General features: G+C 72.6%; 16 protein-coding genes. 10 read left to right on the top strand and 6 right to left on the bottom strand.

The features are described 5' to 3' along the window. Window positions 1-12: 12 nt before the first annotated feature. From ACWEVP_RS16520 to ACWEVP_RS16510, 3 genes are all read left to right on the top strand, one after another. Entirely contained in the window at window positions 13-642 is a 630-nt protein-coding gene (locus tag ACWEVP_RS16520; protein ID WP_452063396.1) for a DUF998 domain-containing protein, read from the top strand. Window positions 643-770: 128 nt separating this feature from the next. Further along, window positions 771-1,961 (top strand): thiolase family protein, encoded by a 1,191-nt coding sequence (locus ACWEVP_RS16515; protein ID WP_452063637.1) that lies wholly within the window; start codon window positions 771-773, stop codon window positions 1,959-1,961. Continuing rightward, the gene (locus ACWEVP_RS16510; RefSeq protein WP_452063395.1) at window positions 1,961-4,072 is read left to right on the top strand and encodes a 3-hydroxyacyl-CoA dehydrogenase NAD-binding domain-containing protein; all 2,112 of its coding nucleotides are present in this window, start codon (window positions 1,961-1,963) and stop codon (window positions 4,070-4,072) included. Before ACWEVP_RS16515 ends, ACWEVP_RS16510 begins: the two co-directional genes overlap by 1 nt. On the opposite strand, the gene ACWEVP_RS16505 is transcribed toward ACWEVP_RS16510, so the two are convergent. Beyond that, complete coding sequence (locus ACWEVP_RS16505; RefSeq protein WP_452063394.1) at window positions 4,069-4,509, bottom strand: hypothetical protein; 441 nt, start codon at window positions 4,507-4,509, stop codon at window positions 4,069-4,071. The two genes, ACWEVP_RS16510 and ACWEVP_RS16505, sit on opposite strands and share 4 nt — an antisense overlap. 57 nt (window positions 4,510-4,566) lie before the next feature. Here ACWEVP_RS16505 and ACWEVP_RS16500 point away from each other — a divergent pair, with 57 nt between their 5' ends. After that, entirely contained in the window at window positions 4,567-6,099 is a 1,533-nt protein-coding gene (locus ACWEVP_RS16500; RefSeq protein ID WP_452063393.1) for a twin-arginine translocation signal domain-containing protein, read from the top strand. Then, window positions 6,093-7,154, top strand: a complete 1,062-nt coding sequence (locus ACWEVP_RS16495) for an alpha/beta hydrolase (RefSeq protein ID WP_452063392.1) — start codon at window positions 6,093-6,095, stop codon at window positions 7,152-7,154. Before ACWEVP_RS16500 ends, ACWEVP_RS16495 begins: the two co-directional genes overlap by 7 nt. 4 nt (window positions 7,155-7,158) lie before the next feature. On the opposite strand, the gene ACWEVP_RS16490 is transcribed toward ACWEVP_RS16495, so the two are convergent. The 3 genes from ACWEVP_RS16490 to ACWEVP_RS16480 are packed head-to-tail and all read right to left on the bottom strand — an operon-like array spanning window position 7,159 to window position 10,468. After that, window positions 7,159-8,283 carry a sensor histidine kinase gene (locus ACWEVP_RS16490; protein ID WP_452063391.1) on the bottom strand — a complete coding sequence of 375 codons (1,125 nt, stop codon included), beginning with the start codon at window positions 8,281-8,283 and terminating at the stop codon, window positions 7,159-7,161. Beyond that, complete coding sequence (locus ACWEVP_RS16485; protein ID WP_043781112.1) at window positions 8,280-8,960, bottom strand: response regulator transcription factor; 681 nt, start codon at window positions 8,958-8,960, stop codon at window positions 8,280-8,282. The genes ACWEVP_RS16490 and ACWEVP_RS16485 overlap by 4 nt, the downstream gene beginning before the upstream one ends. Window positions 8,961-8,995: 35 nt before the next feature. After that, complete coding sequence (locus tag ACWEVP_RS16480; RefSeq protein WP_452063390.1) at window positions 8,996-10,468, bottom strand: PucR family transcriptional regulator; 1,473 nt, start codon at window positions 10,466-10,468, stop codon at window positions 8,996-8,998. A gap of 130 nt (window positions 10,469-10,598) precedes the next feature. Between ACWEVP_RS16480 and ACWEVP_RS16475 the strand changes: the two genes are divergently transcribed. From ACWEVP_RS16475 to ACWEVP_RS16455, 5 genes are read left to right on the top strand one after another with little or no spacing between them, the layout of a single operon-like run. Further along, window positions 10,599-12,044 carry a sodium:solute symporter gene (locus ACWEVP_RS16475; RefSeq protein ID WP_452063389.1) on the top strand — a complete coding sequence of 482 codons (1,446 nt, stop codon included), beginning with the start codon at window positions 10,599-10,601 and terminating at the stop codon, window positions 12,042-12,044. Next, window positions 12,037-12,981 (top strand): agmatinase, encoded by a 945-nt coding sequence (speB, locus tag ACWEVP_RS16470; RefSeq protein WP_452063388.1) that lies wholly within the window; start codon window positions 12,037-12,039, stop codon window positions 12,979-12,981. The genes ACWEVP_RS16475 and speB overlap by 8 nt, the downstream gene beginning before the upstream one ends. After that, a complete protein-coding gene (locus ACWEVP_RS16465) occupies window positions 12,978-14,621 on the top strand; it encodes a thiamine pyrophosphate-binding protein (protein ID WP_452063387.1) in 1,644 nt (547 codons plus the stop codon). The genes speB and ACWEVP_RS16465 overlap by 4 nt, the downstream gene beginning before the upstream one ends. After that, window positions 14,618-15,976 (top strand): aminobutyraldehyde dehydrogenase, encoded by a 1,359-nt coding sequence (locus tag ACWEVP_RS16460; RefSeq protein WP_452063386.1) that lies wholly within the window; start codon window positions 14,618-14,620, stop codon window positions 15,974-15,976. Before ACWEVP_RS16465 ends, ACWEVP_RS16460 begins: the two co-directional genes overlap by 4 nt. After that, entirely contained in the window at window positions 15,973-17,454 is a 1,482-nt protein-coding gene (locus ACWEVP_RS16455; protein ID WP_452063385.1) for a purine-cytosine permease family protein, read from the top strand. Before ACWEVP_RS16460 ends, ACWEVP_RS16455 begins: the two co-directional genes overlap by 4 nt. On the opposite strand, the gene ACWEVP_RS16450 is transcribed toward ACWEVP_RS16455, so the two are convergent. Together ACWEVP_RS16450 and dxs are read right to left on the bottom strand one after the other, a co-directional pair. Continuing rightward, entirely contained in the window at window positions 17,451-19,169 is a 1,719-nt protein-coding gene (locus ACWEVP_RS16450; RefSeq protein ID WP_452063384.1) for a hypothetical protein, read from the bottom strand. The genes ACWEVP_RS16455 and ACWEVP_RS16450 overlap by 4 nt on opposite strands. 106 nt (window positions 19,170-19,275) lie before the next feature. Then, window positions 19,276-21,189 carry a 1-deoxy-D-xylulose-5-phosphate synthase gene (dxs, locus tag ACWEVP_RS16445; RefSeq protein ID WP_452063383.1) on the bottom strand — a complete coding sequence of 638 codons (1,914 nt, stop codon included), beginning with the start codon at window positions 21,187-21,189 and terminating at the stop codon, window positions 19,276-19,278. Between the last annotated feature and the right edge of the window lie 4 nt (window positions 21,190-21,193).

Below are 21,193 nucleotides of genomic sequence, written 5' to 3'. Positions count from 1 at the left end.
CCGGAGGCGGCCATGACCACGGCAATCCGATCCCCGCAGAGCACGCTCGTCCACTCCTACCTGTTCCTCCGGCGCGCCATCGGGCTGATCGGCCTGGCGCTGCCGTTCGTGCTGATCTTCGGCAAGCAGCTCGTCCAGGGCGGCGACCTCATCGGATCGCTCAGCGGCTACTACTACACCGACGTGCGAGACGTCTTCGTCGGCGCGATGTGCGCGGCCGGGGTGTTCCTCCTCGCGTACTACGGCCACGACTTCGTCGACAACGTCGCCAGCAGCGTGGCCGGTCTCGGCGCGATCGGGCTCGCGCTCTTCCCGGCCACCCCGGACCACGACGTGACGGCGTGGGACCGCACCTCCGGCGTGTTGCACCTGACCTTCGCCGCCGTGTTCTTCCTCTCCCTCGCCTACTTCTGCCTGCGCCTGTTCCCGCACGACGGCGAGCAGCCGCCGGGGGTCGGGGTCGTCTACCGCGTGTGCGGCGTCGTGATCCTGGCCGCGCTGGTGCTGATCGCGGTGACGAGCTGGCTGCGGCTGGTGCCCGCGTGGCACCCGGCGCTGTGGCTGGAGAGCGCCGCGGTGTGGGCGTTCGGCGTCGCCTGGCTGGTGAAAGGGCAGACGCTGACGCCCAAGAGTGTGCCGTAGCCCACTCGACCGGGCCACAGCACTGGTTACCGACGGGTAACAAGGGCTATCGTGCGGGCAAAGACATCTACTTCCATGGAGCATCTGTGGCCGCACCAGCAACGCCGCTCGCGCCGAACGCGCGGGGCGTGCGAAACGTCGCCTTCGTCGAGGGGGTACGCACCCCCTTCGGCAAGGCCGGCGACAAGGGCATCTACGCCGGGACCCGCGCCGACGACCTGGTCGTCAACGCCATCCGCGAGCTGCTGCGGCGGCACCCCGAACTGCCGCCCGAGCGCGTCGACGAGGTGGCCATCGCCGCCACCACCCAGATCGGTGACCAGGGCCTGACCATCGGCCGCACCGCCGCGCTGCTGGCCGGCCTGCCGAAGTCCGTCCCGGGCTTCGCCATCGACCGCATGTGCGCCGGCGCGATGACCGCCGTCACCAGCGTCGCGTCCGGCATCGGCTTCGGCGCCTACGACATCGCCATCGCCGGCGGCGTCGAGCACATGGGCCGCCACCCGATGGGTGAAGGTGTCGACCCGAACCCGCGGATCATCGCCGACAAGCTCGTCGACCCGACCGCCCTCGTCATGGGCCAGACCGCCGAGAACCTGCATGACCGGTTCCCCGCGATCACCAAGCAGCGCACCGACGCCTACGCCGCGCGCAGCCAGGAGCGCTACGCCGAGGCCGTCAAGACCGGCAAGATCGGCCCGGAGCTGGTCCCCGTCGCCACCCGCTCCAAGGAGCTCGGCTGGGGCCTGGCCACCGAGGACGAGCCGCCCCGCCCGGGCACCACGCTCGAAACCCTCGCCGGGCTGAAGACGCCGTTCCGCCCGCACGGCCGGATCACCGCGGGCAACGCGGCCGGTCTCAACGACGGCGCCACCGCGTCGATCCTCGCCGACGAGGACACCGCCCGCGAGCTGGGCCTGCCGGTCGCGATGCGGCTGGTCGGCTACTCCTTCGCCGGCGTCGAGCCGGAGGTCATGGGCATCGGCCCGGTGCCGGCCACCGAGAAGCTGTTCAAGCGCACCGGCCTGACCATCGACGACATCGGCCTGTTCGAGATCAACGAGGCCTTCGCCGTGCAGGTGCTGGCCTTCCTCGACCACTTCGGCATCGACGACGAAGACCCGCGCGTCAACCAGTGGGGCGGCGCGATCGCGTGCGGCCACCCGCTGGCCTCCTCCGGCGTCCGGCTCATGACGCAGCTGGCCCGCCAGTTCGCCGAGCGGCCCGACGTGCGGTACGGCATGACGACGATGTGCATCGGGATCGGCATGGGCGGCACCGTGATCTGGGAGAACCCGGCGTTCGAGGGGACCAAGTAATGACTTTCACCGCAGAAGAGGCGAAGGCCGCGTTCCCGGACGAGGTCGTCACGCACGCCGTGACGCGCCTGGTGAAGGTGCCCGGGCTCGAGAAGCCCGTCGCGCTGATCACGCTCGACAACGGCCACGACCACACCCGGCCGAACACCTTCGGCCCCCAAGGCCTGGTCAGCCTGAACGCGGCTATCGACAAAGCCTTCGAGGCCGAGCCGGCCGCGATCGCCGTCACCGGCAAGCCGTTCATCTTCGCCGTCGGCGCGGACCTTTCGGGCGTCGAGTCCGTCAGCGACCCCGAGCTGGCGCGCGAAATCGCCCAGACCGGGCACGACGTGTTCCGCCGGCTCACCGAGTCGAAGATCCCGACCTTCGGGTTCATCAACGGCGCGGTCATGGGCGGCGGCCTCGAGCTGGCGCTGTCCTGCCACTACCGGACGCTGTCGGAGAACACCGCGGCCATCGCGTTCCCCGAGGTCTTCCTCGGGCTGTTCCCGGGCTGGGGCGGCACGCAGCTGCTGCCGAACCTGATCGGCGCGGACGCCGCCGTGACGGTGATCATCGAGAACGCCCTGGCGCAGAACAAGATGCTCAACGTCAAGCAGACGGCCGAGCTCGGCATCGTCGACGCCGTCTTCGGCTCGGCCGACTACCTCGAGCAGTCGCTGCTGTGGCTGGCGAAGGTGGTCAACGGCGAGATCACCCCGGCCCGCCGCGAGATCGACCGCGGCTCCGGCTGGGACGCCGCCATCGCCCGCGCCAAATCCCTTGTGGACGGCCGCACGCACGGCGCCTCGCCGGGCGCGACCAAGGCCGTGGAACTCCTCGCGCTCGCGAAGGAAAACGACCTCGACCGCGGCTACGCCGCCGAGACCGACGGCCTCGCCGAGCTGCTGATGTCCGACGTCCTGCGCGCCGGGCTGTACTCGTTCAACCTGGTCAACAAGCGCGCCAAGCGCCCGGCCGGCGCGCCGGACAAGTCCTTGGCGCGCAAGGTGAACAAGGTCGGCATCGTCGGCGCCGGCCTGATGGCCAGCCAGCTCGCGCTGCTGTTCGTGCGGCGGCTCAAGGTGCCGGTCGTGCTGACCGACGTCGACCAGGAGCGCGTCGACAAGGGCGTCGGGTACGTCCACGCCGAGATCGACAAGCTGCTGGGCAAGAAGCGCCTGTCCCCGGACGGCGCGAACCGGCTCAAGGCGCTGGTCACCGGCTCGCTCGACAAGGCCGCCTTCTCCGACGCCGACTTCGTCATCGAAGCCGTCTTCGAGGAGCTGGGCGTCAAGCAGCAGGTGTTCGCCGAGCTGGAGCAGCACGTCTCCCCCGAGGCGATCCTCGCGACGAACACCTCGTCGCTGTCGATCACCGCGATGGCGTCGAAGCTGCGGCACCCTGAGCGCGTGGTCGGCTTCCACTTCTTCAACCCGGTCGCCGTGCTGCCGCTGCTGGAGATCGTCCGCGGCGAGCGGACCGACGACGCTTCGCTGGCGACGGCGTTCTCGGTCGGCAAGCAGCTGAAGAAGTCCAGCGTGCTGGTGAAGGACGCGAGCGCGTTCGTCGTCAACCGGCTCCTGCTGCGCTTCCTCGGCGAGGTGCTGGTCACCGTCGACGAGGGCACGCCGTTCGACGTCGCCGACCGGGCACTGGAACCGCTGGGCCTGCCGATGACGCCGCTGACGCTGATGCAGCTCGTCGGCCCGGCCATCGCCCTGCACGTCGGCGAGACGCTGCACGAGGCGTTCCCGGACCGGTTCACCGTGTCCGAGAACCTCGCGAAGTTCGTCAAGGCGGGCAAGAAGGGCGTCTGGGTCTGGGACGACCAGGGCAACCAGTCCGCCGACCCCGAGGTCGTCGAGCTGTGGACCCAGGGCGACAAGCCGTCCACTTCGGAGCAGGTGCGTGAGCGGGCGCTCTCGGCCATCGCCGAGGAGATCCGGATCATGCTCGACGAGGGCGTGGTCGCCGAGGCGCAGGACATCGACCTGTGCCTGATCCTCGGCGCGGGCTGGCCGTTCTGGAACGGCGGCATCACGCCGTACCTGGACCGCTCCGGCGTCTCCGAGCGCGTGAACGGCAAGCCGTTCCTCGCCCCGGGTGTCGCTTCGGTTCCGGCGAACTAATACTCGCCCTCACGAGGGCACTTCGGCGGCGGCGCGGTGAGTTTCAGCTGCGCCGCCGTCGCGTCCGCGTCGATGACGGTGACCCGCTCGGCCGTGCGGAAGCGGGCGTGCAGCTCCTGCGCCCAGCTCTTGAGGTCGGTGCCCGGAACGGCGAGCAGCGACACCGACGGCGGGTCCACGAACACCCGCCGCGTCTTCGGGTCGGCGCGGACGGACGGCAGCGCCGCGAGCAGCTCGGCGTCGGCGGGGAAGACCACGACGACCGCCGCGCACAGCGTGTGGCCGGCCAAGGGCGCGGGGTTCGTGTCCACCGGCAGGTCCGGTGGGCGTTTCAGGGCCGCGACGCCGAACGCCAGGCCCACCCCCGCGGCCAAGGCGAGCGCGACGGCCGGGGCGACCGCGCGGACCAGCGGCTTCTCCTCCACAGCCAAGATCACAGCACACGTTGGCCGCCGGGACACCGCCCGTTCACCCTGGCGGCTTAGCGTCCGCGCGTGACCACCGACAGACGCCGGTTCCTCAAGGGCGCCGGGCTCGCGGCCGCGGCCGCCGGCATCCCCCTCCCCGGACCCGACGTCGACGTCGACGTGAGCCGGCTGTGCGGCCGCTACCAGTGGCTGGTCGGCGACCACCACACGCACAGCCAGTACTCCTACGACGCGATGTACCGGATCGACCAGATCGCGCGCGGCGGGAGGGCGCACGGTGCGGACTGGATCGTCTTCACCGACCACGGGCACGCCGAACACGAGAAGGTGTCGGTCGAACCGACGGAAGCCGACTTCCTCGCCGCGCGGCGGAAGTACCCGGATCTGCTGCTGTGGCACGGCATGGAGTGGAACGTGCCGGGCGCCGAGCACGCGACGGTGTTCTTCCAGGCCGGCGCGGACCAGGCCGCGAAGCTGCGCGAGTTCGAGCGGACCTTCGACTGGCGGCTGACGAACTCCGAGGCGTCGAGCCCGGCGAACGAGGCGCTGGCGCTGCGAGCGCTGCGCTGGCTGGCCGACGAGGAACGCGCGAAGCGGATCCACGCACCCGTGGTGCTGGTCAACCACCCGCTGCGCAACGGCCGGGTCGCCCCGCACGAGCTGCGCGCCTACCGCGACGCCGCACCGGACATCGTCATCGGCATGGAGGGCGCGCCGGGCGCGCAGGCCGACGGCTTCCCGAAGCCGCTCGGCAACGGCGGCGCCCGCGGCGGCTACGCCAACGGCCCTGGCCCGAACTCGTGGCCGGGCTTCCCGGCCGAGGCGTACCGGACGTTCGGCGGCTGGGACTGGGCGACGGCGAAGGTCGGCGGCCTGTGGGACTCGCTGCTCGCCGAGGGCAAGCCGTGGTGGATCACCACGAACTCCGACTCGCACTACAACCGCGGCGACACGCTGGTCCGCCCCGACGTGCCGGGCGACTGGTACGACACGCACGGCAAGTTCCCGGACCCGGTCGACACCGGCTCGCCGCAGCTGCTCGCGCCGTACGCCGACTTCTACCCCGGGGAGTTCAGCCGCACGTACGTCGGCGTGACGCGGCGAAGCCTCGAAGGCGTCCTCGAGGGCCTTCGGGCCGGGCGGGTCTGGGGTGTGCACGGCGGGCTGGTCCAGTCCCTGGAAGCCGGCGCGTACGGCGGTGGCGCCGCGGCGACGCTGGGCGGGCGGCTGCGGGTGCGGCGCGGTTCGGACGTCACGCTGGTGGTTTCGGCGCGGCTGGCTTCGCGGCCGAACGGCGGCGGTTCGGTGCCGCGGCTGGCGCGCCTCGACGTCGTCGCGGGCCCGGTGACCGGCCCGGTGGCCGATCCCGACACGATGACGGCGCCGGGCACGCGGGTCGTCGAGTCGTTCGAGCCCCGGTGGGCGCCCGGGCGGCAGGTGGTCTTCCGGCACACCTTCCGGAACGTGCGCTCGCCGTTCTACGCGCGCGTGCGCGGGTCGAACGGCGATGCCGAGCCCACTTCGGACACGATCGGGCAGGCGAACCCGTTCGAGGACTTGTGGATGTACGCGAACCCGATTTTCGTGGACGTGTGCTGAACGGGAGAGTGCTGCTCGTCCGGTCCGTCATGACCGGGTTGCGGTGGCTGCTGAGCTTGCCTTCGCCGGTGCTGAGCCTGCTCGCGGGCCGGCCGGTGGCGGTGGACGGCCGGCAGCCGGTGCCGACCGCGCGGATGCTGATGCGGGTGTCGCGGTTCGCGCCGTTCGACGCTCCGCACCAGAACGGCAGCCTCACGCGGGCGCGCACCGAGCTGAACCTGGCGGGGGCGCTGGCCGGCGCCGGGATCTGCCCGGGCGTCCGGACGCGCGACTCGTCGTGGCCGGGGCCCGGCGGGCCGCTGCCGCTGCGGTGCTACGAGCCGGCCGGGCTCCCGGAGTCCGGGCCGGCGATCGTGTACTTCCACGGCGGCGGGTTCGTGCTCGGCAGCCTGGACACGCACGAGGGCGCGTGCCGGCTGCTGGCCGAGGAGGCCGGGGTGCGGGTGATCTCGATCGGCTACCGGCTGGCGCCGGAACACCCGTTCCCGGCGGCGGCTTCCGATGCCGTGGCAGCGTTCGCCTTCGTCCACGAGCACGCGGCGCAGTTCGGCGTCGACCCGGACCGGCTCGCGGTGGGCGGCGACAGCAGCGGCGGCAACCTGGCGGCGGTGGTGGCCCACGCGGCGGCCCGCGGCGAGCTGCCCCGGCCGGCGTTCAGCCTGCTGCTGACCCCGGCGACGGACGCGCTGGGCGGGTCGGAGTCGCACCGGCGGTTCGGCTCGGGCTTCCGGCTGGACCGGGACGAATGGGCTTGGTACCGCGATCAGTACGTGCGAGACCCGGCGCTGTACACGGACCCGCGGGCATCGGTGCTGTACGACGACGCCCTCGAGGGGTTGCCGCCGACGTATGTGGCAACGTGCGGCTTCGACCTGCTGCGCGACGAAGGCGAGGCGTACGCGGCCCGGTTGGCCGCGGCCGGCGTCCCGTTGGTGCACCGACGTCACGAAGGCCAGTTGCACGGCTTCGCGAACCGGGTCGGCATCGACCCGGACGCCCGCGCGGCCATGCTCCACGCGGCGGGGGTCCTCCGCGCCGGCCTCGCCCTCGGCTGATCACCTACCGGACGGGGAGGTGGACCGTGACCCCGAGGCCGCCGCCCACGATCGGTTCCGCCGTCACGCTTCCGCCGTGCGCCGCCACCGCCGCGCGGACGATCGACAGCCCCAGTCCCGCGCCCGAGCGGGCCGTCCGGGCCACGCCCGCGCGGCGGAACGGCTCGAACAGCTCCGCCACCGTCGCCGGGTCGACCAGGCCGCCCGACGAGCGGACCCGCAGCGTCGACCACTGCGGCCCCGACTGCGTCGCGACCTCCAGCCAGCCGCCCTCGACGTTGTGGCGGACGGCGTTCTCCAGCAGGTTGCCCGCGATCCGCTCCAGCAGCGCCGGATCGCCGAAGGCGGGGGCCGGCACCACCGCGAACGTCGTCCGGATCGCGCGCTTCTCGGCCTCCAGCCGGACCGCGCGCCAGGCCCGGTCGATCACCACCGCCAGGTCGACCCGCTCGCGTACCCCGAGCCCGGCGCCGTCGGTGCGGGCCAGCAGCAGCAGGGAGTTCACCAGCTGCCCGGCGCGTTCGGTGGCGTCGCGGACCACGCCGCCCATCCGGCGCAGCTCGGCTTCGTCGGCGTCTTCGTCGGCGAGGGTAACGTCGAGTTCCGTGCGGATCACCGACAACGGCGTCCGCAGCTCGTGGCTCGCGTTCGCGACGAAGTGGCGCTGCGCGTCGAAGGCGGCCTGGAGCCGGTCGAGCATGTCGTCGAACGTCTCGGCCAGCACGGCCAGCTCGTCGCGCGGACGCACCTCGCCGATCCGCTCCCCCAGCGACTCGACCGACAGCCGCCGCGCGGTGCCGGTGATCTCGCGCAGCGGCAGCAGGACGCGGGAGGTGAACGTCCAGGCGAGGATCGCCGCGGCCGCCACCACGAGCAGGAACGCGATCGACCCGAACAGCAGCATCCGGTCGCGGGCGTGCACGCGCAGGTGCTCGGCGAGCGTCGACGCGTCGACCGTGACGCCGTCGACGACGACCGTGCTGCCCGGCGGCATCTGCGGGACCGTGTCGAGCGAGTCCCGCACCAGCGTCCAGGCGAGCCAGAGCAGCAACAGGCTGACAGCGGCGACCAGCACGGTCGCCAGCAGGGTGATCCGGGCGCGGAGGCTGCGGGTGCCCGGCAGGTTCACGCGCGCTGCGGCGTGCCGGGTTCCGGCACCCGGTACCCGGAGCCGACGACCGTTTCGATGATCCCCGGCTCGCCGAGCTTCTTGCGCAGCGTCATGACGGTGACCCGGACGGTCGTGGTGAACGGGTCGGCGTTCTCGTCCCAGACGCGCTCGAGGAGTTCTTCGCTGCTGACCACGGATCCGGCCGCCTGCAGCAGGACCTCGAGGACGCCGAACTCCTTGCGCGTCAGCTCGACCGGCCCGCTCGCCCGCCGCACGGTGCGTTTGGCCGGGTCCAGCTCGACGTCGCCGGCGGTCAGCAGCGGCGGCGCGGCCGGCGTCGCCCGGCGGCCGAGCGCCCGGACGCGGGCGACCAGCTCGGGGAAGGCGAAGGGTTTCGCGAGGTAGTCGTCGGCGCCGAGCGAAAGCCCGTCGACGCGGTCGGACACCGAGCTGCTCGCGGTCAGCATCAGCACCCGGGTCAGCTCCCCGGAGGCGACGATCTCGCGGCACAGCTCGTCCCCGGACATCCCGGGCAGGTCCCGGTCCAGCAACACGACGTCGTACCGCGTGACGGCGGCCTTCTCGTGCCCGTCGTCCCCGGTGAGCGCGACGTCCACGGCCATGCCCTCCCGGCGCAGCCCGCGGGCGATCGCGTCGGCCAGGGGTTCTTCGTCCTCGACTACCAAAACTCGCACGAGCCCACAATCCCATATTTTCCTGAGAGTGCCCTTTAAGGACCGGGCGTGGCCCAGCGCAGCGCGAACCACAGCCGCATCCGGGTCTCGGGGTCCGCCAGATCCACCCCCAGCGCCTTCTCCACCTGGGCGATCCGGTGCCGGACGCTGTTGCGGTGCACGCCCAGCTCGGCCGCCGTCGGCTCCCAGCCGCCGTGGTGGGCCAGCCACGTCCGCAGCGTCGGCACCAGCGATCGCTCCCCCGCCTCGTCGAGCGCCACCAGCGGCTCCAGGACCTTCGCGGCGAACCCGCGGGCCGCGGCCGGATCGAGCAGCGAGCCGGGGTCCGGCGGGCCGTCGCCCGCGACGACCGCGCGGCCGAGCGCCCGGGCGCGGGCCAGCAGCAGGTCCAGCTCCGCCAGCGCGCCCGCCGCCCGGCCCGCGGGGACCGGCGTGCCCACCGCCGCGAGCCAGCCGTGCTCGCGCAGGTCCTCGAGCACCTCCGGCGCCGGAGCCGTCCGCGCGACCGCCGTGAACCGCGGTCCGGGACCGACCTCGACGAGCGGGGTGTCCAGCCGCGCCCGCAGCCAGTCCGGGCGCCGGGCCACCTCGTCCGGGCCCCGCCGGTGCTCCGCGCCCGCGACCAGCCGCACCACCTCCGACCCCAGCACCGACCAGGCCGCCTCCCCCGGGGACACCCGGCCGAGCAGCAGGCCGGTGGCCGCCGCGCCCAGCTCGGCCGCGTCCGAGCCCGCGCGGCCGACCAGGCCCAGCAGGGCCGCGCCGACGGCGAGGATCGCCCGCTCGGCGCCGTCGAGCCGCCCCGGCCTGCCGACGACCACCAGGTGCGACGCCGTGGCCTGCGGGTACACCGGCTGGACGACGACGAACCCGCCGTCGAGCTCGGTGGTCGCGCTCCGGATCCCGCTGCCCGCCCGCACGGTCGCCATCAGCTCCCGCACTTCCGGCGGCAGCGGCGCCGGCGCGTCGTGCGCCGAGGCCAGCACGTCCCCGGCGCCGACGAGGGCGACCCAGGACCGCAGCACCGCCGCCAGCGCCGACGTCAGCTCGCCGAGCCCGCCGCCCGCCGCGCGCGTGAGCGTCTCGCGCGCCGCCGTGATCCGCCGCTGCTCGCGCTGGCCGGCCTCGGTCAACGCCACCGACACCGCCCGGTTGACCGCCAGGAACGGCGTGCGCGAGGGCACCACCAGCAGCGGCAGCCCGCGCCGCGCGCACGCCCGGCGCAAGGGTTCCGGCAGGGTCTCGTGCACCGTCGGGGTGAGCCCGAACCCCAGCGCCGTCACGCCGGCGTCGCGCAGCCCGAGCACGTACCGGTCGATCCGCTCGGGCAGGTTCACCCCGGCGGTGAGGATCAGCTCGCCGCCCAGCAGGTAGGGCGCGGGGTCCTCCAGCTCGCTCACGTGCGCCCAGCGCACCGGGGCGTCCAGCGCGCCCGGCCGGAGCGTCTCGGGGACGACGTCGAGCGCGAGCTCCCGGTTGCCGAGCACGTCCCGTAACGGGACATTCACTTCCGTGGACAGCGAATCCGCGCTTGAGGTCATTTCATCCCCGAAGATGTCGACATGGGGATGAATCATCCCATGCCGAACAGGTGGCGGGCGAACCTACGGTGACCCGAAACGACGTGAGGAGGACACCGTGACCGGCGACTACGCGGTGATCGCGCTGTACATCGCGGGCATGCTCGGGGTCGGCTGGTACGGCCTGAAGCTCGCGAAGACGAAGTCCGACTACCTGGTCGCCGGACGGCGGCTGGGCTGGTTCATGTACTCCGGCACGATGTCGGCCGTCGTCCTCGGCGGCGCGTCGACCGTCGGCGGCGTGAAGCTCGGCTACAAGTTCGGCATCTCCGGCATGTGGCTGGTCGTGAGCATCGGCGTCGGCATCCTCGTGCTGCACGCGCTGTTCGCGCGGCGGCTGGTGCGGCTGCAGGTCTACACCGTCGGCGAGATGCTCGACCTGCGGTACGGCGGCCGCACCAGCGCGGTGTCCGGCGTCGTCATGTGGGGCTACACCCTGATGCTCACGGTCACCTCGACGCTGGCCTTCGCGACCATCTTCAAGGTGCTGTTCGACCTGCCGAACTGGGCCGGGATCGCGGTCGGCGGCTCGATCGTCGTGCTCTACTCGGTGCTCGGCGGCATGTGGTCGATCACGCTCACCGACATCGCCCAGTTCGTCATCAAGACCATCGGCATCCTGGCCATCCTCCTGCCGGTGGCGATCACCTCGGCCGGCGGCTTCTCCGGCATGAGCGAGAAGCTCGACGCGAGCTTCTTCAGCTTCACCTCGATCGGCACCGACACGATCGTCACCTACTTCGTGATCTACACCTTCGGCCTGCTCATCGGCCAGGACATCTGGCAGCGCGTGTTCACCGCCCGCACGCCCGCGATCGCGACGTCCGGCGGCATCACCTCCGGCGTCTACTGCCTGGTCTACGGCCTGGCCGGCGCCCTGATCGGCACCGCCGCGCACGCGCTCTACCCGGACATCGCCAGCGCGCAGGACGCCTTCGCGACGATCGTCGAACGGCTGCTGCCGACCGGGGTCCGCGGCCTGGTCCTGGCCGCCGCGCTTTCGGCGATGATGTCGACGGCGAGCGGCGCGCTGATCGCGTGTTCCACCACGACGACGTCGGACCTGCTCACCAAGCTGGGCCTGAAGAAGGGCGGCGAGGTCAGCCGCAACCGGATCGCCACGCTCGTGCTCGGCCTGCTGGCCATCGGCATCGCGATGGTCGTCGACGACGTCGTCAACGCGCTCACCATCGCCTACGACATCCTGGTCGGCGGCCTGCTCGTCGCGATCGTCGGCGCGCTGTTCTGGAAGCGCGGCACCCGGCAGGGCGCGTACGCGTCGATGGTCGCCGGCACGGTCTCGGTGATCGCGTTCATGATCATCGACGGCGTCGACGCCAACACCCCGATCTACTGGGGCCTCGGCGCGAGCCTGGTCGTCTACCTGGCGGTCAGCCTCGCGACGCCCCGCACTCCCGAGACCATCCTCTCCGTCTGGACCCGCCGTCTGAACGGCCGGGAAGCACCCATCGAAAACCGGGAACAGGAGCCCACCAGTGCCTAACATCGGACCCCTCGACTCGTCGCGCGTCCCCCGGTTCGCCGGCTTCGCGACCTTCGCGCGGCTGCCGCGGATCGACCAGGTCGAACGCGCCGACGTCGCCGTCGTCGGGGTGCCCTTCGACTCCGGGGTGTCCTACCGGCCCGGCGCGCGGTTCGGCCCGGCCGCCGTCCGCGAGGCGAGCCGGCTGCTGCGGCCGTACCACCCGGAGCTGGACGTCTCGCCGTTCGAGGAGAAGCAGGTCGTCGACGCCGGGGACATCGCGGTCAACCCGTTCGACATCGGCGAAGCGATCGAAACGCTGCAGCAGGAAGCCGAGGCGCTGCAAGCGAACGGGACGCGGCTGGTGACCGTCGGCGGCGACCACACCATCGCGCTGCCGCTGCTGCGCGCCGCGGCGAAGGAGCACGGACCCGTCGCCCTGCTGCACTTCGACGCGCACCTGGACACCTGGGACACCTACTTCGGCGAGCCGTACACCCACGGCACGCCGTTCCGCCGGGCGTCCGAGGAAGGGATCCTCGACACGAGCGCGCTGTCGCACGTCGGCACCCGCGGGCCGCTGTACGGCAAGCGGGACCTCGAAGAGGACCGCCGGCTCGGCTTCGGCATCGTCACCTCCGGCGACGTGCTGCGCCGCGGCGTCGCCGAGACCGTGGACGCGCTGCGGCAGCGGATCGGCGACCGGCCGCTGTACGTCTCGGTCGACATCGACGTGCTCGACCCGGCCCACGCGCCCGGCACCGGCACTCCCGAGGCGGGCGGCATGACCAGCCGGGAACTGCTGGAGATCCTGCGCGGGCTGCGGGACCTCAACCTCGTCGGCGCGGACGTCGTCGAGCTGGCCCCGGCCTACGACCACGCCGAGATCACCGCCATCGCGGCCTCCCACGTCGCCTACGACCTGGTGAGCCTGCTCGCCCTCGGGAAGAACGCATGACCCGCATCGGCGGCGACGTCGTCGTCGAAACCCTCCGCGCGCTGGGCGCCGACACGGTGTTCGGCCTGCCGGGCCAGCACGCGCTGGGCCTGTTCGAGGCGCTGCGGCGGGCCGGCGACCTGCGCGTGCTCAGCGGGCGCGTCGAGAACAACCTCGCCTTCGCCGCCGACGGGTTCGCCCGGGCGCGCCTCGCGGCGGACCCGGACGGCCCGGTGCCGGTGACGCCGCTGGTCGTCTCGACCGGGCCGGGTGCGTTGCTGACGCTGGCTTCGCTGCAGGAGTCCCGCGCGGCTTCGGTGCCGGTGCTCGGCATCTCGAGCCAGGTCCCGGTCGCCGGGCTCGGCGGCGGCCGGCACGGCTACCTGCACGAGCTGCCCGACCAGCAGGCCAGCTTCGCCGGCGTCGTGAAGTCGGTGCACGTCGTGCGGCGGGCGAGCCAGATCCCCACGGCCCTGCGGGAAGCGTGGACGTCGGCGGCGACCGCGCCCTACGGCCCGGTGTGGGTGGAGATCCCCCAGGACGTGCTGCTCGGCCCGGCCGGGGTCCCGCCGATCACGTCGGTCTCGGCCGCTCCCCCGCCGCTGGAACCGCTGCCCGAACTGGTCGCGTCGGCGGCGGATCTGCTGGGCGCGGCCGCGAACCCCGTCATCCTCGCCGGCGGCGGCGCGCTGCGGTCCGGCGCTTCCGCCGAGCTGAAGGCCCTGGCGGAAGCCGTGCGCGCGCCGGTGATCTCGACCTTCGGCGGCAAGGGCGTCTTCGGCTGGGACCACGAGCTGTCCGGGCGGTCGTGGCTGGAGGACTGGCACACGACGGAGTTCCTGGCGGCCGCCGACGTGCTGCTCGTGCTCGGCTCCGGGCTCGGCGAGCTGTCCAGCAACTACCGCGAGTTCGCGCCGCGGGGCCGGGTGATCCAGGTCGAGGCCGATCTCGGCAAGCTGGAGTCGAACTACCCCGCCCTGGGCATCCACGCCGACGTGCGGCTCACGCTCCAGGCACTGCTGGAGCAGGTGCCGATGCGGGCGTCGGACGGCCGGGCCGAGAAGGCGGTCTCGGGGCTGCTCGCGCGGGTCGAGTCGCGTTTGGACAGCCAGGACCTGGCCGTCGAGCGCAAGCTGATCGACGACATCCGCGCGGCGCTGCCCGAGGGGACGCAGACGTTCTGGGACATGACGATCGCCGCGTACTGGGCCTGGTCGGCGTGGAACCCCGAGGGCGCGCCGATCCACACCGCGCAGGGCGCGGGCGGGCTGGGCTACGGCCTGCCCGGCGCGCTCGGCGGCGCGGCGGCCGGTGGCCCGGCGCTGGCCGTGTCGGGTGACGGCGGCGCGATGTACGGCGTCGCCGAGCTGGCCACGGCGGTGCAGCACGGCCTCGACGTCACGTGGCTGATCATCGACGACGGCGGCTACGGCGTGCTGCGCGAGTACCTCACGGACGCGTTCGGGCAGACGACGGCCACCGAGCTGGCCCGGCCCGAGTTCGTGGCGCTGGCTTCCTCGTTCGGCGTCCCCGCCCGGCTCTCCTCTTTGGACACCGTGGGCGCGGACCTCGCCGAGGCGCTGCGCACGCCGGGCCCGTCGGTCGTCGTCCTCCCCGCGTTGCTGAAGCTGTTCGCGCCGACCCACCTGGAGAAGGCATGACCCGCACGCTCGACCTGACCGACCCGGCGACCGGCGAGGTGTTCGGCACCAGCGCGATCGCCACCCAGTCCGATGTGGACAAGGCGCTCGAATCGGCCGCGCAAGCGTTTGCGGAGTGGCGCCGGGCCACCCCGGCGCAGCGCCAGCTGGCGTTGCTGAAGATCGCCGACGCACTCGAGGCGCGGGCGTCGGAGTTCGCCGACCTCGAGGTGCGCGAAACCGGCAAGATCCGGTCGGTCGTCGTGGACGAGGAGATCCCGGAGTGCGTGAGCGCGCTGCGGTTCTTCGCCGGCGCCGCGCGGCACCTGGAGGGCACCGCGGCCGGCGAGTACGCGCCGGGCCACACCTCGGTGATCCGCCGCGAGCCGGTCGGCGTCTGCGCGCAGATCGCGCCGTGGAACTACCCGCTGATGATGGCGGTCTGGAAGATCGCGCCGGCGCTGGCGGCGGGCAACACGGTGGTGCTCAAACCGGCCGAGACGACCCCGTCGACGGCCGTGCTGCTGGCCGAGGTGGCGGCGGAGTTCCTGCCGCCGGGCGCGTTCACCGTGCTGACTGGTGACCGCGACACCGGCCGGGCGCTGGTTCGGCACCCGGTCACCGCCCTGGTGTCGATCACCGGGTCGACCCGGGCGGGCATCGACGTCGCGACCGTCGCGGCCGCCGACCTCAAGCGCACCCACCTGGAACTGGGCGGCAACGCTCCCCTGCTGGTCTTCCCGGACGCCGATGTGGTCTCGACCACGGAGGGCATCGTGGGTGCCGCGTGCTACAACGCCGGTCAGGACTGCACGGCGGGCAGCCGGGTGCTGGTGCACGCGTCGATCCACGACGACTTCGTCGCCGCGCTGGCGAAGGTTGCCGCGGCGCGGACTCCGGGTGTCGACTTCGGGCCACTGAACAGCGCGACGCAGTTCGCGCGCGTGGAGGGCCTGATCTCGCGGCTGCCGTCGCACGCGCGGATCGAGACCGGTGGTGCGCGGTTCGGCTCGCGGGGGTACTACTTCTCCCCCACGGTGATCTCGGGACTGCGTCAGGACGACGAGATCGTCCAGGAGGAGATCTTCGGGCCGGTCGCCACGGTCCAGTCCTTTTCGGACGAAGCCGAGGCGGTGTCCCTGGCCAACGGTGTCCCGTATGGACTGGCGTCGTCGGTGTGGACGAACGACCTCGGCGTCGCCGCGCGGGTGTCGGCCGCTCTGGACTTCGGGTGCGTGTGGGTGAACACGCACGGGCCCCTGGTGGCGGAGATGCCGCACGGCGGGTTCGGCCACTCCGGCCACGGCAAGGACCTTTCGGCGTACGCCTTCGCCGAGTACACCCGCGTCAAGCACGTCATGACGAGGTTCGCATGAGCGAGAAGATCACCGAGGTCGAGCAGCACGGCATCGCGCCGATCCCGCCGGCGGAGCAGACGTCCCGCCCGCGCGACCTGTTCCGGATGGCGTTCGGCGGCGCGAACACGTTCGCCACGATCATCCTGGGCACGCTGCCGATCGCGTACGGGCTGAGCTTCCGCGACGCGGCGCTGGCGACGGCGCTCGGCGTCGTCGTCGGCGGCCTGGTCTTGGCGCCGATGGCGTTGTTCGGACCGCGCACGCGCACGAACAACGCGGTGTCGTCGGGCGCGCACTTCGGCGTGGTCGGCCGGTGCGTCGGCTCGTTCCTGTCGTTGCTGACGGCGATCACGTTCTTCGCGATTTCGGTGTGGGTCAGCGGCGACGCGGTGGCCGGCGCGGCCCAGCGCCTGTTCGGTTTCGACGGCGGCGCGGTGCTGCGCGGCCTCGCGTACGGCGTGATCGCGCTCGCGACGCTGGTGGTCTGCATCTACGGCTACCGGTTCATGCTGCTGGTGAACCGGGTGGCGGTGGTCCTGGGCACGGTGATCATGCTGCTGGGGATCGTGGCCTACGGCGGCACGTTCGACCCGGGCTACGCGGGCACGGGGACCTACGCGCTGGGCACGTTCTGGCCGACGTTCACGCTGGCGGCGCTGACGGCCCTGGCGAACCCGATCAGCTTCGGCGCGTTCCTCGGCGACTGGGCCCGGTACATCCCGGCCCGGTACAGCAAGCGCTCTCTGCTGGCGGCGCCGTTCCTGGCCCAGGTGGCGACGTTGCTGCCGTTCGGCTTCGGCATCGCGACGGCGACGCTGGTGGCGGACCCGGCCGACTACATCACGGGCCTGACGGCGGTGTCCCCGCTGTGGTACGCGATCCCGCTGATCGTGGTGGCGCTGATCGGCGGCCTGTCGACGGGGACGACGTCGTTGTACGGCACGGGCCTGGACTTCAGTTCGATCTTCCCGCGGCTGTCCCGGGTCCAGGCGACGCTGCTGATCGGGACGTTGAGCGTGGCGTTCATCTTCGTCGGCAATTTCGTGCTGGACATGGTGTCGAGCATCAACGCGTTCGCGACGCTGATCGTGCTGTGCACCTCGCCGTGGATGGTGATCATGATGATCGGCTTCGTCCAGCGGCGCGGTTTCTACGACGTCGACGACCTGCAGGTGTTCAACGAAGGCCGGCGCGGCGGCCGGTACTGGTTCGCCCGCGGCGTGAACTGGCGAGCGATGGCGGCGTGGATCCCGGCGACGACACTGGGGTTGCTGTGCGCGAACACGCCGATGATCGCGGGACCGCTGCGTGACGTGGCGGGTGGCGTGGACATCAGCCTGCTGGTGACTTTGGCGACCGCGGCGGTGGCGTATCCGGTACTGGTGAAGCTGTTCCCGGAACCACCGGAGGTGTTCGGGTCCGCGCCCGCCCCGGCTACGGTGCTCGCGGCGGAACCCCGGCGAGACCCGGCCGGACCGCTGCCGGAGACGCTCTAGCGGCAGACGACCTCGCGCGGATCGGCGGGATAGCGCAGCGCGGTCCGCGGGAACGCGCCGGTCAGGTTGTCCCAGAAGCGGCTCGCGGTGAGCGGTGCCCGCACCGAGTCGAGCATTTCCCGGATCTCCGGGCACTGCAGCGCCACGCGGGCGGCGGCGATCTGGTCGGCGGGGAGCGTGCCCTCGCCGGACGAGGCGCCGTCGGCGACGTTCCACGCCGGGGGCAGGTTCTTCTCGTGGCCGCTGCGCCCCGAGCGCGACAGCTCCGAATGCGCGGCGAGCGGACTGACCAGGCCGTAGACGTCGTGCACCCGGACCTCCGGTGGCGTCACCACGCCCAGCGCGCCGATGCTGCCGACCACGAAGGTGTCGGCCGGCGTCGCCGACGGGTAGCGCAGCCACTTCCCGTGGTCGGCGATCACCAGCGACGACGGCAGTTCCCGGCGGATCGATGCGGCTTCTCCCAACCCCATGACGACGGCGTAGTCGTCGCCGCGGACCGGGTGCGCCAAGCCGCTCGCGGCCGACCAGTACCCGCGCTCGTCGGCGATGCCGGTCGCCGGGTCGTAGTGCCGCGCCTCCGTGTCGTAGGGCACGCGCAACCACAGCCCGGCGACGACGGCCCACGCGCCGACCCCGGCCGCCAGCAGCCCGGTCCACCGGGTCACCGGGACCGCCATCACCGGCAGCAGGGCGACGAAGAGCGCGGGCAGCAGCATCCGGCCGTGCATGAAGTCGCCGCCGATGCGGATCACGTAGAGCGCCAGCACCGCCCCCGCCAGCAGCGGGAACGCGACGAGCACCAGACTGACCCGCGTCCGAGGCAGGCGCCGCGCGAGCAGCGCGAACGCACCGGCCAGCAGCAGCACCGGCACCCACAGGTAGTACGGCGCACCCAGGTCCGCCAGGTACTGCAGCCCCCGGTCCCAGTGGGCGGCCGAGGCCTCCTTCGCCACCGCCGTGTTCGGGGTGAGCAGGCCGTAGTAGCCCATGCGGAAGACCTGGTAGGCCAGCGGCAGCGCGCCGGCGACCGCGAGCCACGCCACGGCGCGCAGCGGGCCGCGCCAAGCGACGAAGCACAGCGCGGCGAAGCCGACCGCGCTGAACAGCGCCAGGTCCGGCCGCACGAGCGGGCCGAGGCCGAGCACGAGCGCGACCGGCCACGACCGCTCGGTGGCGCCGGTCGCGCGGCGCACCACGAGCCACCAGGCGCCGCCGAGCCAGAGCGAGATCAGGCCGGTTTCCAGCCCGGAGGTCGCGAAGTCGCGGAACGGCGGAAGCGCGCACACCAGCAGCGCGCCGGCCGGCACCACGAACCGGGGCGCGCCGTCCGCGTGGTGCAGGCGCCGGGCGCCGTCCATGGCCAGTACCAGCCCGCCGACCGCGCAGACCAAGCCGGTCACGATGGCCACCCACTCCAGCGCGGTCCCGGGGATCAGCCCGAACAGCCAGACCACGAAGGTCCAGAGGGTGCTGGTGTTCGCTTCGACGCGTTCGCCGGCGTTGTACACCGCGCCGTGGCCCTCGTAGAGGTTGCGCACCGTGCGCAGCACGATCAGGCCGTCGTCGCTCATCCACCGGCGGCGCCAGGCGAGGGTCGCGAACAGCAGGGCGGTCGCGGCGATGGCGAACCAGGCCCACCCGGCCGGACGCCGGTACCAGGGCCCCCCATCGGCTGCACCGTGCTCGTGCGTGCGCAGCTGGGTATCCGCCACCCGGTTCTCCCCCTCGCGTGGCAGCTCCCACCGCCGTTCGAAACCCCAGGACCGGCACCCAAATTACCGGGAGCGTCCGGCGGCCCGATCCGGGCCCGGCCGGAACTCAGGCCGAGTGGTCCCGAGCGGACTCCGTCCGCTCGGCCGTGCCGAGCCGGCCCGACGCCCATTCCGTCACCCGGCGGGCCACGTCCTGGGCGGTCAACCCGATCCGCCCGAGAACCTCGTCCCGGCTCCCGAGATCGTGGAACGCCTGCGGCACAGCCAAATCCCGCAGTGGAACGTCACACTCGGCATCCCGGAACATCGCGGCCAAAGCCGATCCGAAACCGCCGTGGCGGCCGCTGTCCTCCACGGTCACCACGAGCTTGTGCTGTGCGGCCAGCGCCACCAGCTCGGCCGGGACCGGCAGCACCCAGCGCGGGTCCACCACCGTCACGCCGATCCCCTGGTCGGCGAGCCGGTCCGCCGCGGCCAGCCCCAGCGTCGCGAACGGGCCGACCGTCACCAGCAGGACGTCCGCGCCCTCCGTCGGGCGGCGCAGGACGTCCACCGTGCCGATCCGCTCCACCGCCGTCACGTCCGTGCCGACCTTGCCCTTCGAGAAACGCAGCGCCGTCGGGCCGTCCGACACCGCCACCGCCTCGCGCAGCTCTTCCCGCAGCGTCGCCGGGTCGCGCGGGGCCGCCACGCGCATCCCCGGCACCATGCCCAGCAGCGACAGGTCCCACATGCCGTGGTGGCTCGGCCCGTCCGGCCCGGTGATGCCGGCGCGGTCCAGCACCAGCGTCACCGGCTGGCGGTGCAGCGCCACGTCCATCAGCACCTGGTCGAACGCGCGGTTGAGGAACGTCGAGTAGATCGCGACCACCGGGTGCAGCCCGCCCATCGCCAGCCCGGCCGCCGACGTCACCGCGTGCTGCTCGGCGATGCCGACGTCGTACCAGCGGTCCGGGAACGCCTCGGCGAACTTGTCGAGCCCGGTCGAGCGCAGCATCGCCGCCGTGATCGCCACGACGTCCTCGCGCTCGGCGCCGATCTTCGCCAGCTCGTCGCCGAACACGCCGGTCCAGCTCGGGCCCTTCACCGGCGGCAGGCCGGTCTCGGGGTCGATCGGGTCGGTCTGGTGCATCTGGTCGTGCTCGTGGTTGACCGCGGGCGCGTAACCGTGGCCCTTCTCGGTCACCACGTGCACGATCACCGCGCCGCCGAACGCCTTCGCGCTCTGCAGCGCCTTCTCCAGCGCCACCTGGTCGTGGCCGTCGACCGGGCCGAGGTACTTCAGGCCGAGGTCGGAGAACATCGCCTGCGGGCTCAGCGCGTCCTTCAGGCCGGCCTTCGCGGCGTGCAGCGCGGCGTAGATCGGCTTGCCGACGACCGGGGTGTGCTTGAGGATCTCGCGGCCGCCGTCGAGCAGCCGCTCGTAGCCCGGCTGCAGGCGCAGCGCCGCGAGGTGGTCGGCGAGGCCGCCGATGGTCGGCGAGTAGGAGCGGCCGTTGTCGTTGATGACGACGACGACCGGGCGCTCGCGGTGCGCGGCGATGTTGTTGAGCGCCTCCCAGCACATGCCGCCGGTGAGCGCGCCGTCGCCGACGACGGCGATCGCGTGCCGGTCGCCACCGTCCAGGGCGAACGCTTTCGCCAGGCCGTCCACATAGGACAGACCGGACGACGCGTGGCTGCTTTCGACCCAGTCGTGCTCACTCTCCGCGCGCGACGGGTAACCGGTGACGCCGCCGGTCTGGCGCAGCAGGTCGAAGCCCTCCGCGCGACCGGTGACGATCTTGTGCACGTAGGCCTGGTGCCCGACGTCCCAGACGATCGCGTCGCGCGGCGAGTCGAACACGCGGTGCAGCGCCAGCGTGAGCTCGACGACGCCGAGGTTGGGGCCGAGGTGCCCGCCGGCGCGGCGGACCTTGTCGACGAGGAAGTCCCGGATCTCGGCAGCCAGTTCGCCGAGGTCCTCGACACTCATGCGCTTCAGGTCCGCCGGTCCGTCCAAGGACTCCAGCAACGTCACTCGT

The sequence above is a fragment of the Amycolatopsis sp. NPDC003865 genome (assembly GCF_053605345.1).
Note: the sequence above shows the minus strand (reverse complement) of the source record. Positions and strands in the feature narration are given on the sequence as shown.